The organism is Streptomyces toxytricini (assembly GCF_014649915.1).
Taxonomy (GTDB): domain Bacteria; phylum Actinomycetota; class Actinomycetes; order Streptomycetales; family Streptomycetaceae; genus Streptomyces; species Streptomyces toxytricini.
The window spans coordinates 164,926-179,776 of record NZ_BMTY01000012.1; the positions used below are offsets into that span (position 1 = coordinate 164,926).

General features: G+C 74.5%; 9 protein-coding genes. 6 read left to right on the top strand and 3 right to left on the bottom strand.

Annotated elements, in window-relative coordinates:
* Nucleotides 1-396: 396 nt before the first annotated feature.
* Together typA and IE170_RS17275 are read right to left on the bottom strand one after the other, a co-directional pair.
* Nucleotides 397-2,301, bottom strand: a complete 1,905-nt coding sequence (gene typA, locus IE170_RS17270; protein ID WP_189810276.1) for a translational GTPase TypA — start codon at nucleotides 2,299-2,301, stop codon at nucleotides 397-399.
* 315 nt (nucleotides 2,302-2,616) lie between these two features.
* A complete protein-coding gene (locus IE170_RS17275) occupies nucleotides 2,617-4,926 on the bottom strand; it encodes an ABC transporter family substrate-binding protein (RefSeq protein ID WP_189810277.1) in 2,310 nt (769 codons plus the stop codon).
* 362 nt (nucleotides 4,927-5,288) lie between these two features.
* On the opposite strand from IE170_RS17275, the gene IE170_RS17280 reads away from it, so the two are divergent.
* The 6 genes from IE170_RS17280 to IE170_RS17305 all read left to right on the top strand — a co-directional run bounded on the left by IE170_RS17280 (nucleotide 5,289) and on the right by IE170_RS17305 (nucleotide 12,165).
* Nucleotides 5,289-5,516 carry an Rv0250c family protein gene (locus tag IE170_RS17280; protein ID WP_189810278.1) on the top strand — a complete coding sequence of 76 codons (228 nt, stop codon included), beginning with the start codon at nucleotides 5,289-5,291 and terminating at the stop codon, nucleotides 5,514-5,516.
* Between the two features lie 132 nt (nucleotides 5,517-5,648).
* Complete coding sequence (gene sdhC, locus IE170_RS17285) at nucleotides 5,649-6,470, top strand: succinate dehydrogenase subunit SdhC (RefSeq protein WP_189810279.1); 822 nt, start codon at nucleotides 5,649-5,651, stop codon at nucleotides 6,468-6,470.
* Between the two features lies 1 nt (nucleotide 6,471).
* Nucleotides 6,472-8,373 carry a fumarate reductase/succinate dehydrogenase flavoprotein subunit gene (locus IE170_RS17290; protein WP_189810280.1) on the top strand — a complete coding sequence of 634 codons (1,902 nt, stop codon included), beginning with the start codon at nucleotides 6,472-6,474 and terminating at the stop codon, nucleotides 8,371-8,373.
* The gene (locus IE170_RS17295) at nucleotides 8,370-9,149 is read left to right on the top strand and encodes a succinate dehydrogenase/fumarate reductase iron-sulfur subunit (protein ID WP_189810281.1); all 780 of its coding nucleotides are present in this window, start codon (nucleotides 8,370-8,372) and stop codon (nucleotides 9,147-9,149) included. The genes IE170_RS17290 and IE170_RS17295 overlap by 4 nt, the downstream gene beginning before the upstream one ends.
* Nucleotides 9,150-9,236: 87 nt before the next feature.
* A complete protein-coding gene (locus tag IE170_RS17300) occupies nucleotides 9,237-11,360 on the top strand; it encodes a TPM domain-containing protein (RefSeq protein ID WP_373299004.1) in 2,124 nt (707 codons plus the stop codon).
* Between the two features lie 85 nt (nucleotides 11,361-11,445).
* Nucleotides 11,446-12,165 (top strand): PspA/IM30 family protein, encoded by a 720-nt coding sequence (locus IE170_RS17305; RefSeq protein WP_189810282.1) that lies wholly within the window; start codon nucleotides 11,446-11,448, stop codon nucleotides 12,163-12,165.
* A 43-nt stretch (nucleotides 12,166-12,208) separates the two neighbouring features.
* On the opposite strand, the gene IE170_RS17310 is transcribed toward IE170_RS17305, so the two are convergent.
* The gene (locus IE170_RS17310; protein WP_189810283.1) at nucleotides 12,209-14,830 is read right to left on the bottom strand and encodes a SpoIIE family protein phosphatase; all 2,622 of its coding nucleotides are present in this window, start codon (nucleotides 14,828-14,830) and stop codon (nucleotides 12,209-12,211) included.
* Nucleotides 14,831-14,851: the final 21 nt, after the last annotated feature.

Below are 14,851 nucleotides of genomic sequence, written 5' to 3' on the forward strand. Positions count from 1 at the left end.
TACGTGACGGAACCCGGCCCGCTGACACCCCTGACAGCGAAAACCGGCCCCATCGTGTGTGCTCGTGAGTCGACGCTCCCCACAGCGTGTGACCCATTGACCCGAGCTCAATGGAGCCATCCTCAGGGACCGCCCGACCGTAAACCACACTTCAGTGGTCTCGTTTTCACAACATCGATCCGCGCCAGAAACCCGAAATCCGGACAAAGGGAACAGAGACAGACACGCGCGAAACGGACGGTTGACTCACCATCCGGAGCGCGACGGTCGGAATGCGGACAACTGAACACAAGAATCCGCTTGACAAAAGCGAACAGCCCCCCTTGCCACGGGATTCCGTGGCAAGGGGGGCTGCCCTGCGGTGCGGCGCGACCGGCGGGTGCGCCAACTACCGGACTACTTGGCGGCCTTGGCGCGCGAGGCGGTGCGCGAGCGCTCCTTCTGGTCCAGGACGACCTTGCGGATGCGGACGGCCTCCGGGGTCACCTCGACGCACTCGTCGTCGCGGCAGAACTCCAGGGACTGCTCCAGGGAGAGCTTGCGCGGCGGAACGATCGCCTCGAACGAGTCGGCCGAGGAGGACCGCATGTTCGTGAGCTTCTTCTCCTTGGTGATGTTCACGTCCATGTCGTCGGAGCGCGAGTTCTCGCCGACGATCATGCCCTCGTACACCTCGGTGCCGGGGTCGGTGAACAGCACGCCGCGCTCCTGCAGGTTGGTCATCGCGAAGGCGGTGACCGCACCGGCGCGGTCGGCGACCAGCGAACCGTTGTTTCGGGTCTGCAGCGGGCCGAACCACGGCTCGTGGCCCTCGTGGATGGAGTGCGCGATGCCCGTGCCGCGGGTCTGCGTCAGGAACTCCGTACGGAAGCCGATGAGGCCGCGGGACGGGACGACGAACTCCATGCGGACCCAGCCGGAGCCGTGGTTGGACATGTTGTCCATGCGGCCCTTGCGGACGCCCATGAGCTGGGTGACGGCGCCCATGTGCTCCTCGGGCACGTCGATCGTCATGCGCTCGACCGGCTCGTGGACCTTGCCGTCGACCTCCTTGGTGACGACCTGCGGCTTGCCGATGGTCAGCTCGAAGCCCTCGCGGCGCATCTGCTCGACCAGGATGGCGAGCGCGAGCTCGCCGCGGCCCTGGACCTCCCAGGCGTCCGGGCGCTCGGTGTCGAGGACGCGCAGCGAGACGTTGCCGATGAGCTCGCGGTCCAGGCGGTCCTTGACCTGGCGGGCGGTGACCTTGCGGTCCTTGACCGCCGACTTGGCGTCGGCGCCCTTGCCGGAGCCGCCGCGGCCGACCAGCGGGGAGGTGTTGGTGCCGATGACCATGGAGATCGCGGGCTCGTCGACCGTGATCAGCGGGAGCGCGACCGGGTTCTCCGGGTCGGCCAGCGTCTCGCCGATCATGATGTCGGGGATGCCGGCGACGGCGCAGATGTCACCGGGGCCGGCCACCTCGGCCGGCTTGCGGGTGAGCGCCTCGGTCATCATCAGCTCGGTGATGCGCACGTTGGAGATCGAGCCGTCGCGCTTGATCCACGCGACCGTCTGGCCCTTGCGCAGCTCGCCCTGCTCCACGCGGAGCAGCGCGATGCGGCCGAGGAAGTTGTCGGCGTCGAGGTTGGTGACGTGGGCCTGGAGGGGCGCGTCCTCCTCGTACGTCGGGGCCGGGACGTGCTCCAGGATGGTGGAGAAGAACGGCTCCAGGTTGTCGCTGTCCGCGGGGACGGTGCCGTCCTGCGGCTTGGTCAGCGAGGCGATGCCGTCGCGGCCGCAGGCGTAGACGATCGGGAACTCGATCTGGTCCTCGTCCGCGTCCAGGTCCAGGAACAGGTCGTAGGTCTCGTTGACGACCTCGTCGATCCGGGAGTCCGGGCGGTCCGTCTTGTTGATGCAGAGGATGACGGGCATCCGGGCCTGGAGGGCCTTGCGGAGCACGAAGCGCGTCTGCGGCAGCGGGCCCTCGGAGGCGTCCACCAGCAGGACGACGGCGTCGACCATCGACAGGCCGCGCTCGACCTCGCCGCCGAAGTCGGCGTGGCCGGGGGTGTCGATGATGTTGATCGTGATCGGGGCCCCGCCGTCCTTGGGGTGGTACTTCACCGCCGTGTTCTTGGCGAGGATCGTGATGCCCTTCTCACGCTCCAGGTCGTTCGAGTCCATCATGCGGTCGTCGAGCTGCTGGTGGGCGGCGAAGGCGCCGGCCTGCTTGAGCATGGCGTCGACGATGGTCGTCTTGCCGTGGTCGACGTGGGCGACGATGGCGACGTTTCGGATGTCGTGGCGCGTGGGCACTGCGGCGCTTCTCCCGGGATCGTGGATGGCGTCGCGTACGGTCCGGCACGCGCGCCCTGGCCGGGCGGAAAACCTGCCACGGCCTTACCCCATCCTACGTCGGATGGCGGGAACCGCCTGCCGGGGGGTCTGTCAAGAGGCCGTACGACTGAGACCGGCCGGGATGCGGGGTGGGGGGCTCCGGCCGTGGTGGAACGGGTACTGCCGCGGGTCAACGGGTATCCACGACCTTGCCCGCCGGGCATCCGGCGGGCAAGGGAATTGAGTCACTTCTGAGCTTGTGACCCGCGGGTCACCCCCGCGGCCACCGGATTGTCACCGGTTCTTCTCGTTTGCTGCCCCGCTGCCCTTCCCGGCCGCCTTCGCGGGCTTCTTCCACCCGATGTCCTGGTAGCGGGGGGCGGCCATGCCGAAGGCGCCCGCGTTGGCCACGTTCGGCTTGACGGCCACCAGCTGCGGCCGCTGGAAGAGCGGGATGGAGCCGGCGGCCGCCCAGATCCGGGCGTCGGCCTTGCGGATCAGCTCCCGGGAGGCCTCCTCGTCCAGCTCGCCGACCGCCTGGTCGAACAGCTGGTCGATGTGGTCGGTCCCGACCCGCGTGTAGTTCTGCTCCACCAGCAGCGAACCGTCGGCGGCAGGCTCCGGCTTGGCGAAGATCGGGCGCGCGTCGGTCGCCGGGTAGGCCGTCGCGGGCCACGAGTACAGGGCGAGGTCGTACTCGCCCGAGGCGACGTGGTCCTTGAAGAAGCTCTCGTCCGACACCTTCGTCATCTCGGTGTTGACGCCGACCCTGCGGAGCATCTGCGAGATCCGCTCCCCGACCGTGCGCAGCGCTTCCGAGCCGGGACCGGAGGGCACGACGAAGCGCAGGGTCAGCATCCTGCCGTCCTTGGCGAGCATGGACCCGGAGGTGCGGGTCTGCTGCGCCGGGGCGGGGGCGGGCGAGGCGTCGCCGTCGGCGCCGTCGGCCTCGTCGGCCTCGTCGGCGCGCTGCGGGGCGCCCTTGGCATCGGCCGGATTCCGGGCCGCGGCGGACAGCGCGGCCGCCTGGGCCAGCAGCACCGCCTTCTGCTGGGCCGCGAAGGGGGCCGGCGCGAGGACCGGGGAGGGCTGGTCTCCCGCCGCGCCGCGGGCCTCGCCGTTGCGGCCGTCGTCCTGGCCCACGATGTACAGGCCGTCGTTCCCGGTGCCGGGGCCGGACGCCGCCGACGGCGTCTTCCCGTCGTCCTGCGGCTCGGCCTCCGGGCCGGCCTTGGCACCGGCCGGCTCGGTGATCCGGCCGCCGCGGCGCCAGCCGGCGTCCGCAAGGAGGGCCTGCGCCGCCTTGGTGTCCTGGCCGCCGAGCGCGTCGCTGTTGTCCGCGTACGCCCGCTGCCCGGCCAGCGCCACGTGGCTGCCGACCGGCCGCGCCGGCAGGCCCAGCGGCTTGAGGACGAGCTCGGCGAGCTCCTTGCGGTCCAGGGCGCGGGCCACGGCCCGGCGCACCCGCTCGTCGGCGAGCGGGCCGGAGGCCCCGTTCAGGGCGAGCTGCGTGTAGGCGGGCTCCAGCGACTTGCGCACGGTGAAGTTCCGCAGGGCCGCCTGCTCGGCCGGGTAGCGGGCGGCGGCCTCCTGGGCCTTCGCCCGCAGCTCCTCCTCCGCGGCCGCCTTGGCCTCGTCGGTGCCGTGGGCGGCCGCCCAGGACAGCGTCGCCGCGGCCGCGGCGGCCGCCGGGTCCGCCTCGGGCACGGGGGCGCCGGCCGCGCCGGCCGGGGTGCCCGCCTCCTTGCGGGCCCGCTCGATCCGGTCGGCGCCGGCCCGGTCGACCTCGGCCATGTCGACCTTCCCGGCGGCGAGCGCCGCCGGGCGCTCGGCCCGGGGCACCGCGGTCAGGACGAGGGTGTCCAGCTTGGCGGGCCGGCCCCACCAGCGGGGGTTGCGGGTGAGCGCGGCGGTGCCGGTCTTCTTGTCGACGGCTCCCAGGACGAACGGGCCGGCGGTCGCCTTCAGCGTGCCGCGGGCGCCCTCGTTGAAGGCGTCGGGCGTGCCGGTGACCTGCTTGGGGTAGAGCGGGGAGAACAGCGAGCGCCAGTCGGTGTACGGCTTGAGGAAGGTGACCCGCACCTCCAGGTCGGTCTTCCCCTTCTCGATCTTCTCGATCCGCTCGTAGCCGGCGTTGCGGGCGGTCCAGTACGCGGAGTCCTTGCCGCTCAGGGCCCGCCACTGGGAGACGAAGTCCGCCGCGCCGATCTCCCGGCCGTCGCTCCACACGGCCTGCTGGTTGAGCTTGTACAGGACGACCTGCTTGGGCTCCCGCTCGACGATCTGCGCCTTCTCCAGGAAGTCCGGGTTCGCCACCGGCCGGCCCTTGGCGTCCATCGTGAACAGCTGGGGCAGCACCGCGCCGGCGATCCGGGCGGTGGTGGCGTCGGCGTCGGCCTGGAAGGCGTTCAGGGTGTCCGGGAGGCTGTCGACGGCCCAGCGCAGCACACCGCCGTCGGCGACCTTCTCCCGCGCGGTGGGCGCGATGTCCGGCCCCGCGGCAGCGGGGCCGGCGTCGTCGCCCGAGCCGCAGCCCGCGAGCAGCGGCAGTGCGAGGACTCCCGAGGTCAGGAGCGCCAAGGGCCTGCGCCTTCTACGGGACATGGGTGCCACCTCCGGGCGGGCGTGAACGACGTGAGACGGCGGGCCGGCGGCTTGATCACGTTCGGCGGTATTTGCGGCTGATCACACCGGGTGCCGAGACACACTGAAAACGACCGCCCGGCGCGCCCCGGGCAGCCGCCCCCCGCCACGCCGCGAAGCCCACCCGTGCGGACCAATCGCGGTGCCGGCGGGGCGGGCGTTCCCCCGGGAGGGGGATGGGAGAGGGGTCGGGGAGGGCGCACGGATCGCGCCTGCGCGCCCGCAATCGGCGCACGTCCCCTTCCCAACGGGGGACGGGAGGCGCGACACTCGCAGGCGCACATGAACGTTGCCGCCGCTACCTGCGGAAGTGAGGGCAAGTCATGTACCAGCAGCATGAATTGGAAGCCGTCCGGCGCAGCCTCGACGAGCTGGCGCGCAAGGTGGAGCAGCTGGAGCGGCGGGCCGCGCCGCGGCCGCCGGACCGCGCCCGGCCGGCGGCCGCGCAGCCGCTCCCGATGGTGGCCATCCCGGACGCCCCGTACGACAGCGCGCTGTGGACGGACAGCGATGACGAGGGCCTCGGCGCCCGCGGCCGCCGGGCCCCCTGACCGCCCGCGGGCGCACCGCGCGCCGGCCCCCGCAGGCCCGCCACCGCCCGCGCCCCGCCGCACACCCCCGGGCCCGGCCCCTGCGGGCCGGGCCTCCCGGGCCACCCCCGACCACTCCACCCGGAGTCCCCTTTGGCCACAGGCACCCGACCTCCCCGCCCGCCGTCCGGCGTCCACGGCGCCTCCCGCGCCGCGATCGGCGCCCGCCACCTGCGCACCGACCGGTGGTGGCTGGCCCCCGCCGGCACCGCGGCCGGACTGCTCGCCTTCGTCGCCTACTCGACGTGGCGGGCCTTCGCGAACGCCGACTACTACGCGGCCCCCTACGTCTCCCCCTTCTACTCCCCCTGCCTGGCGGAGAACTGCCAGGAGATGCGCGGCGGCCCCAACCTCGACCTCGTCGGGAGCTGGTGGGGCCTGTCCCCCGCCCTGCTCATCCTGGTCTTCCCGCTCGGCTTCCGGCTGACCTGCTACTACTACCGGAAGGCCTACTACCGGAGCTTCTGGGCCTCGCCGCCCGCCTGCGCCGTCGCCGAGCCGCACTCCCGGTACACCGGCGAGACCCGCTTCCCGCTGGTCCTGCAGAACCTGCACCGCTACTTCTTCTACGCGGCCGTGCCGGTCGCCGCGGTCCTCACCTACGACACCGTCCTCACCTTCCGCGACGCGGACTACGCGTGGGGCCACATGGGGGCGGGGACGCTGCTGTTCCTCCTCAACGCGGCCCTGATCTGGGCGTACACGCTGTCCTGCCACTCCTGCCGGCACATCATGGGCGGCCGCCTGAGGCACTTCTCCCGGCACCCCGTCCGCTACCGGCTGTGGGGCTGGGTCAGCCGCCTCAACGCCCGCCACATGCAGCTCGCCTGGGCCTCGCTGGTCAGCGTCGCCGCCTGCGACCTGTACGTGTACCTGCTCGCCACCGGCGCCTTCACCGACCCGAGGATCTTCTGACATGGCCCAAGTCGACCGGCAGCAGTGGGACGTCGTCGTGGTGGGGGCGGGCGGCGCCGGGCTGCGGGCCGCCATCGAGGCCCGCGAGCGGGGCGCCCGTACGGCCGTGGTCTGCAAGTCCCTGTTCGGCAAGGCGCACACCGTCATGGCGGAGGGCGGGATCGCCGCCTCCATGGGCAACGTCAACGGGCACGACAACTGGCAGGTGCACTTCCGCGACACGATGCGCGGCGGCAAGTTCCTGGGCCAGTGGCGGATGGCCGAGCTGCACGCGCGGGAGGCCCCCGACCGGGTCTGGGAGCTGGAGACCTGGGGCGCCCTCTTCGACCGCACCCCGGACGGCCGGATCTCGCAGCGGAACTTCGGCGGGCACGAGTACCCGCGCCTCGCGCACGTCGGCGACCGCACCGGCCTGGAGCTGATCCGCACCCTCCAGCAGAAGGCGACCGCCCTCCAGCAGGAGGACTTCGCCGCGTACGGGGACCACGAGGCGCGCCTGAAGGTCTTCCAGGAGTGCACGGTCACGCGCGTCCTGAAGGACGGCGGGCGCGTCGCGGGCGCCTTCTGCTACGAGCGGGAGAGCGGCCGCTTCTTCGTCCTGGAGGCCCCGGCGGTGGTCCTCGCCACCGGCGGCATCGGCAAGTCGTTCAAGACCACCTCGAACTCGTGGGAGTACACGGGCGACGGGCACGCGCTGGCGCTGCTCGCCGGCGCGCCGCTGCTGAACATGGAGTTCGTGCAGTTCCACCCGACGGGGATGGTCTGGCCGCCGTCGGTGAAGGGGATCCTCGTCACCGAGTCGGTGCGCGGCGACGGCGGGGTGCTGCGCAACAGCGACGGCAGGCGGTTCATGTTCGACTACGTCCCGGACGTCTTCAAGGACAAGTACGCGCAGACGGAGGACGAGGCCGACCGCTGGTACGAGGACCCCGACGGCAACCGGCGCCCGCCCGAGCTGCTCCCCCGCGACGAGGTGGCCCGCGCCATCAACGCCGAGGTCAAGGCGGGCCGCGGCTCCCCGCACGGCGGGGTCTACCTCGACGTGTCGACGCGGATGTCCCCGGAGCGGGTCAAGCGGCGGCTGCCGTCCATGTACCACCAGTTCAAGGAGCTGGCGGACGTGGACATCACGGCGGAGCCGATGGAGGTCGGGCCGACCTGCCACTACGTGATGGGCGGCGTCGCGGTCGACTCCGAGACGGCCGCGGCCGAGGGCGTCCCCGGACTGTTCGCGGCGGGCGAGGTCGCCGGCGGCATGCACGGCTCGAACCGGCTCGGCGGCAACTCCCTCTCGGACCTGCTGGTGTTCGGGCGGCGGGCCGGACTGCACGCCGCGGCCCTCGCGGCGGCGCCGGGGCCGCGGCCGCGGGTCTCACCGGAGCAGGTGGACGCCGCCGCGGCGGAGGCCCTGGCCCCGTTCCACGCGGGGGAGGGCGCGGAGAACCCGTACACCCTGCACCAGGAGCTCCAGAACGCCATGAACGACCTCGTCGGCATCATCCGCCGCGAGGACGAGATGGCGGAGGCGCTGCGCAGGCTGGCCTCCCTGCGGGAGCGGGCCGCCCGGGCGGGCGTGGAGGGGCACCGGCAGTTCAACCCCGGCTGGCACCTCGCGCTGGACCTGCGGAACATGCTGCTGGTCAGCGAATGCGTGGCCCGCGCGGCCCTGGAGCGCACCGAGAGCCGCGGCGGGCACACCCGCGAGGACTGCCCGGCGATGGAGCGCGCCTGGCGGCCGGTGAACCTGCTGTGCCGCCCGGTGGAGCCGCCCCCGGCGGACCCGGCCGCGGACCGGATCCGGCTGGAGCGGGTCCGCACCGAGCCCATCCGCCCCGACCTGCTCGCGCTCTTCGAGAAGGAAGAACTCGTCAAGTACCTGGCCGAAGAGGAGCTCCCCGCGTGACGACATACGACGCCCGGTTCCGGATCTGGCGGGGCGACGCCGACGGCGGGGGCCTGCGGGACTTCACGGTCGAGGTGCACGACGGCGAGGTCGTCCTGGACATCGTCCACCGCCTCCAGGCCACCGAGGCCCCGGACCTGGCGGTGCGCTGGAACTGCAAGGCCGGCAAGTGCGGCTCGTGCAGCGCGGAGGTCAACGGGCGGCCGCGGCTGATGTGCATGACCCGCATGTCGGTCTTCGACCGGGCGGAGACGGTCACGATCACGCCGCTGCGGGCCTTCCCGGTGGTCCGCGACCTGGTGACGGACGTGTCCTTCAACTACCGCAAGGCGCGCGAGGTGCCCGCCTTCGTGCCGCCGGAGGGGGTCGGGCCGGGCGAGTACCGGATGCAGCAGGTCGACGTGGACCGCTCCCAGGAGTTCCGCAAGTGCATCGAGTGCTTCCTGTGCCAGGACACCTGCCATGTGGTGCGCGACCACGAGGAGAACAAGGAGGCCTTCGCCGGGCCGCGCTTCCTGATGCGGGTCGCCGAGCTGGACATGCACCCGCTGGACGCGGCGGCCGCGTCGGGCCTGGACCGCCGGCGGGCGGCGCAGGAGGAGCACGGGCTGGGCTACTGCAACATCACCAAGTGCTGCACGGAGGTCTGCCCCGAGGGCATCCGGATCACCGACAACGCGCTGATCCCCCTGAAGGAGCGGGCCGCCGACCGCAAGTACGACCCGCTGGTGTGGCTGGGGAACAGGATCCTCCGGCGCCGCCCCGACGCGCCGTAGCCCTCCCGCCGCCCCCTTCCCGAGCCCGCGGGAGGGGGTGGCGGCGCTGCGGTCGCGGGGGCCCGGGTGCGGTCATACGCTCCCTGCGTGACCCCGTCGAGACGCAACCCCGCCGGGCGGCCCGGCCCCCGGGCCGGGCTCGCGCTGGGTGCCGCGCTGCTGGCCTTCTGCGGCTGCGCGGTGGCCGGGGCGCCCGCCGCCCGGGCCGAGGACCCCGTCAGCCTGTCGGGGCAGGGCCAGGTCACCGACCGGGTGGGGGCGCTGCGCGGCCGGGAGGCCGCCGTCACGGCAGCACTGGACCGGCTGTACGACCGCCGCCGCATCCAGTTGTTCGTGGCGTACGTACGGGACTTCTCCGGGCGCTCCCCGCAGGGCTGGGCCGACGCCACCGCGCAGCGGGGCGGCCTCGGACGCGACGACCTGCTCCTCGCGGTGGCCACGGGGGACCGCCGGTACGGCTATTCGGCCGACCCCGATTCCGGATTCACCGAGGACCAGCTCGCGGAGGTCGCCCGGGAGGCCGTCGAGCCGGCGCTGCGCGCCAACGACTGGGCGGGCGCCGCGATCGGTGCGGCCGACGGCTACGACGCGGTGCTCGCCGGCCGCCCCGTCACCCCGCCGCCGATCACGCCGGGCCCGGCGGACCCGGGCGGCGGCGGGTCGGGCCCGGGCTGGGCGGGGGACCTGGTGCTCCCGGTCGTCGCCGTCGGCGCAGCGGGGGCGCTCGCCGCGTACGCGTACTCCCGGCGCCGCCGCGGGGCCGGGCGGGGCGGCGGCCGGACGACGACCGGCTGGGGCGGGCAGCCCGCGACGGCGACGGCGGTGCCGCTGCTCCAGCTGGACGCGCGGTCGCGGGCGCTGCTGGTGGAGACGGACGACGCGGTCCGCACGTCCACCGAGGAGCTCGGCTTCGCGGCCGCCCGGTTCGGCGACGAGGCGGTGGCCCCCTTCACCCGGGCGGTGGAGTTCGCGGAGAGCGAGTTGACGGCCGCGTTCCGGCTGCGCCAGCAGCTCGACGACGCCTACCCGGAGGACGACGCGGCACGGCGGCGGATGCTCGACGAGATCGTGGCCCGGTGCAGCGAGGCGAACCGGCGCCTGGACGCGGAGGCGGCCGACTTCGACCGGCTGCGCGACCTGGGGCGCAACGCCCCGCAGGCGCTGGCCGCAGCACAGGAGCGGGCGCGGGACCTGGCGGGGCGCACGGCCACGGCGGCGGCGACGCTGGAGGCGCTGCGCGGCCGGTACGCCGGCTCCGCGTCCGGGCCGGTCGCCGGCCACGCCGAACGGGCCGAGGACCGGCTGGCGTTCGCCGGGGAGCAGCTCGACGGGGCGCGGGCGGCCGTCGAGGCGGGGGACACCGGCCGGGCCGCCGTGCACGTACGGGCCGCCGAGGGCGCCGTGGACCAGGCGGCGATCCTGGTGGACGCGGTGGAGCGGCGGGCGCAGGAGCTCGCGGAGGCCGCGGGGAAACTGCCCGGGGCGCTCGCCGAGACCGACGCGGACCTCGCCGACGCGCGCGGGCTGCTCGCCGCGGCCGCGGCGGGGACGCCCGCCGGGGACCTCGGCGGCCGGATCGCCCGGGCGGAGGCGGTGGCCGCCGCCGTACGGCGGGAGGTGGAAACCGGCCGGTACGACCCGCTGGACGCCTTGCGCCGGGTCGAGGAGGCGGACGCGGCCCTGGACGCGGCCCTGGCCGGGGCCCGGGAGCAGGAGTCGGGCCGGCGGCGGGCGGCCGCGCTGCTGGACCGGGCGCTGCTGTCGGCGCGCAGCGCCATCGGGGCGGCGGCGGACTACGTGACGACGACCCGCGGCGCGGTGGGCAGCGAGGCCCGGACGCGGCTGGCGGAGGCGCGCCGGCACCTGGAGCGGGCGCAGTCGCTGGCGGAGCCGGACCCGCCGGCCGCGCTGGCGGAGGCGCAGCAGGCGGACGGACTGGCCCGGCAGGCGCAGGAGCTGGCAGAGCGGGACGTACGGGAGTACGGGGACCCGTACGGCGGCCCGGGCGGACCCGGCGGCGGGCGGGGCGGCATGGGCGGGGCGGTGCTGGGCGGGATCATCCTCGGCGGGATCCTGCGCGGCGGCGGGTACGGCGGAGGCCTCCCGGGCGGCTTCGGCGGAGGCGGGGTGTTCGGCGGCGGCGGGGGCGGGCCGGGTTCGTTCGGCGGGGGCGGCACCCGCGGCCGGATGGGCGGCGGTGGCCGCTTCTGACCCTGCCCCGCGCCGGTGCGCCGCGGGCGCGCGCCGCGCCTCTTCCTCCGTTCTTTCCCGTCCCGACCCGAGGAGCCCCGGATCGATGAGCAAGCAGACCGTCCTCGGCCGCGTCGCCCTGCTGGCGCGCGCCAACATCCACGCCCTGCTGGACCAGGCGGAGGACCCGCAGACGATGCTGGACCAGCTGATCCGGGACTACACCAACAGCATCTCGGAGGCCGACCAGGCCGTCGCGACGGTCCTCGGCGGCCTGCGGCTGCTGGAGGCGGACCGAGACGAGGACGCGGCGGCGGCCGCGGAGTGGGGTGACAAGGCGCTCGCGGCGAGCCGCAGGGCGGACGGGCTTCGGGCGGCCGGGTCGTCGGCGGAGGCGGACCGCTTCGACGGGCTGGCCCGGGTGGCGTTGGAGCGGCAGCTGCGGGCGGAGCGGGAGGCGGCCGACGCCGAGCCGGTGATCGCCGCGCAGACGGGGGTGGCGGGCCGGCTGCGGAAGGGCCTGGACGCCATGAGGGGCAAGCTGGCGGAGCTGACGGCGAAGCGGGACGAGCTGGTGGCGCGGGCGCGGACCGCGGAGGCGCAGAACCGGATGCTGGACGCGGTGCGCAGCATCGACGTGACGGACCCGACGAGCGAGCTGGGCCGCTTCGAGGACAAGGTGCGGCGGGAGGAGGCGCGGGCGCTGGGCCGCGAGGAACTCGCGGCCTCCTCCCTGGACGCCCAGTTCGAGGCGCTGGACGGCCTGGCGCGGGCCGAGGAGGTCGAGGCCCGGCTGGCGGCCCTGAAGTCTGCGGGCCCGGCCTGACCGGGGACGGTCCCGGCCCCGGCGGACCCTCCCCGGGCCCTGTTCAGCCGTACAGGCCGAGGAGCTGTTCGGCCGACAGTCCGCCCTCCGGTTCGGCGGAGGTCCCGGGCAGCGGGAGTTCGAACCAGACCGTCTTGCCGCGGTGGGTCCGCCGGGTCCCCCAGCCCGCCGACAGCAGGCCGACGAGCTGCAGGCCGCGCCCGCCCTCGTCGGTGTCGCGGGCGCGGCGCCGGCGCGGCTGGACGAGGTTGGCGTCCCACACCTCGCAGACGAGGGTGCGGTCCAGCAGCAGCCTCAGCCGGATGTCGCCCTCGCCGTACCGCAGGGCGTTGGTGACGAGTTCGCTGACGAGCAGTTCGGTGGTGTCGAGGAGCCCTTCGAGGCCCCATGCGGGCAGTTTGGCGCGGGCGAGCTCCCGGGCGCGGCCCACCGAGCGGGCGTCGCGCGGGAGGTGCCAGTCGCCGACCGCGTCGACGGGGAGTCCCTGGACGCGGGCCATGAGGAGGGCGATGTCGTCCTCGCCGTGCCGGGTGTCGAGGGTGTTCAGGACGTGGTCGCAGATGTCCTCCAGCGGCCGCGCCGGGTCGGTGAGGGCGTGGCGCAGTCCGCGCAGCCCCTCTTCGAGGGGGTGGTCGCGGGACTCGACGAGGCCGTCGGTGTAGAGGGCGAGGAGGGCGCCTTCGGGGAGGTCGACCTCGACTTCCTCGAAGGGTTCGCCGCCGACGCCGAGCGGCATGCCGGGCGGCACCTCCAGCAGCAGTCCGGCGCGCGGTGCGGCGCCGGGCTCGGCGGGTTCGACGAGGACGGGCGGCATGTGGCCGGCGTTGGCGATGGTGCAGCGCCGGGTCACCGGGTCGTAGACGGCGTACACGCAGGTGGCGAGGTAGACCTCGGAGCGGTCGGCGTCGCGGGAGTGGAGGGCGGCCCGGGAGGCCTGCTGGGAGCCGCCGGGCGCGCCGAGGCCGCGGGCGATCTCGTCGAGCGCGGCGAGGACTTCGGCGGGCTCCAGGTCGAGCAGGGCCAGGGTGCGCACGGCGGTGCGGAGTTCGCCCATGGCGACGGCGGCGCGCAGTCCGCGGCCCATGACGTCGCCGACGACGAGGGCGGTGCGGTGGCCGGGCAGTTCGATGACGTCGAACCAGTCGCCGCCGACTTCGGTCGCGGCGTTGCCGGGGAGGTAGCGGCAGGCGATGTCGAGGCCGGCGGCCTCCGGGTCGCCGGGCGGCAGCAGGCTGCGCTGGAGGATCAGGGCGCGTTCGTGTTCGCGCCGGTAGAGGCGGGCGTTGTCGATGCAGACGGCGGCGCGGGCGGCGAGTTCGACGGCGACGGCGCGGTCGCGTTCGCCGAAGGGCTCGCTGCCCTTGGTGCGGGAGAACTGGGCGAGGCCGACGACGGTGTCGTGGGCCACCAGCGGCACGACGAGGGTGGACTGGACGAGGTCGTCCGGTCCGCCGCCCTCGATGAGGCGGGGCCGTGCGCTGCGCAGGGCGAGCGCGCCGGGCGAGGCGGCGGGGTAGCGGTGGACGTCGCCGACGGCGACGGGGGTGCCCGGTCCGGAGAGGGGGGCGTCGGAGACCGCGGAGGAGAAGGCGACGCGCCGCAGCGGTGCGGAGGGGGCGCGGCCGGCGCCGAGTCCGGGCGGCAGGGAGGGCACGCCGGGGCCTTGGGGGCGGGCGGGCCGGTCGTCGTCGCCGAGGAGGAGGCCCTGGTAGAGGTCGACGGCGGCGAGGTCGCAGAAGCCGGGGACGGTGACGTCGAGCAGTTCGCGGGCGGTGGTCTCCAGGTCGAGGGAGTTGCCGATGCGGTGCCCGGCCTCGTTGAGGAGGGCGAGGTTGCGGCGGACGCCGGCGGCTTCGCGGGCGGCGAGGTGGCGGCGGGTGACGTCGGTGCCGAGGCCGGCGACGCCGATGGGCCGGCCGCTGCCGCCGTGGAGGCGGTAGAGGTTGATGGACCAGTGGCGGTTCTCGCGGCTGCCGGGGGCGGCGCCGCTGATCTGGAGGTCGGTGACGGACTCCCCGGTCTCCAGTACGCGGCGCAGGGCCTCGGCCATGCGGTCGGCCTCCTCCGGGGGGAGGTAGTCGTGGACGGTGCGGCCGCGGTGCTCCTCGGCGTTGCCGCCGAAGACGGTGGCGAAGCGGCGGTTGGCGCGCTGCACGGTCAGGTCGGTGCCGAACAGCAGGAAGCCGAACGGAGATTGGCCGAATATGGCCTGTGAGGCGGCGAGGTCGGATTCGATGCTGCGCAGGGCGCGTACGTCGACGACGATGCACAGCGCGGCCCGCTCGGCGGCTTCGGTGAGGGTCGGCATGACGTAGATCTCGGCGATGCCGTGGGCGCCGCCGCCGCCCGGGATGCGGAAGGGGACGTGGCCCGTCCACTCCTTGCCGTCGAGGATCTCGGCGACGCGGCGGTGGGCGCCTGCGCGGAGGCCGGGCGGCATGAAGGCGTCGACGGGGTCGCGGCCGACGGCCTCCGCGGCGGTCAGGCCGAAGAGTTCCTCGGCGCGCAGGCTCCACTGGTCGATGAGGCCGTCGGGTCCGATCGAGAAGGAGGCGGCCCTGACGTGGTCGTACAGCGAGCCGGGCGGGCTGCTGTGCCACAGGGAGTCGTGCCACGCCTCCCCGGGCACACGTGCCTGTCGTGCCTGCGCAGGTATCTCGCTCACGCGACCGTCCCCTCCAGCTCA

Bases quoted from the DNA above. Each gene is read 5' to 3' on its own strand.
- IE170_RS17275 (WP_189810277.1), bottom strand. From the start codon at position 4,926: ATGTCCCGTAGAAGGCGCAGGCCCTTGGCGCTCCTGACCTCGGGAGTC.
- IE170_RS17280 (WP_189810278.1), top strand. From the start codon at position 5,289: ATGTACCAGCAGCATGAATTGGAAGCCGTCCGGCGCAGCCTCGACGAG.
- IE170_RS17305 (WP_189810282.1), top strand. From the start codon at position 11,446: ATGAGCAAGCAGACCGTCCTCGGCCGCGTCGCCCTGCTGGCGCGCGCC.
- IE170_RS17290 (WP_189810280.1), top strand. From the start codon at position 6,472: ATGGCCCAAGTCGACCGGCAGCAGTGGGACGTCGTCGTGGTGGGGGCG.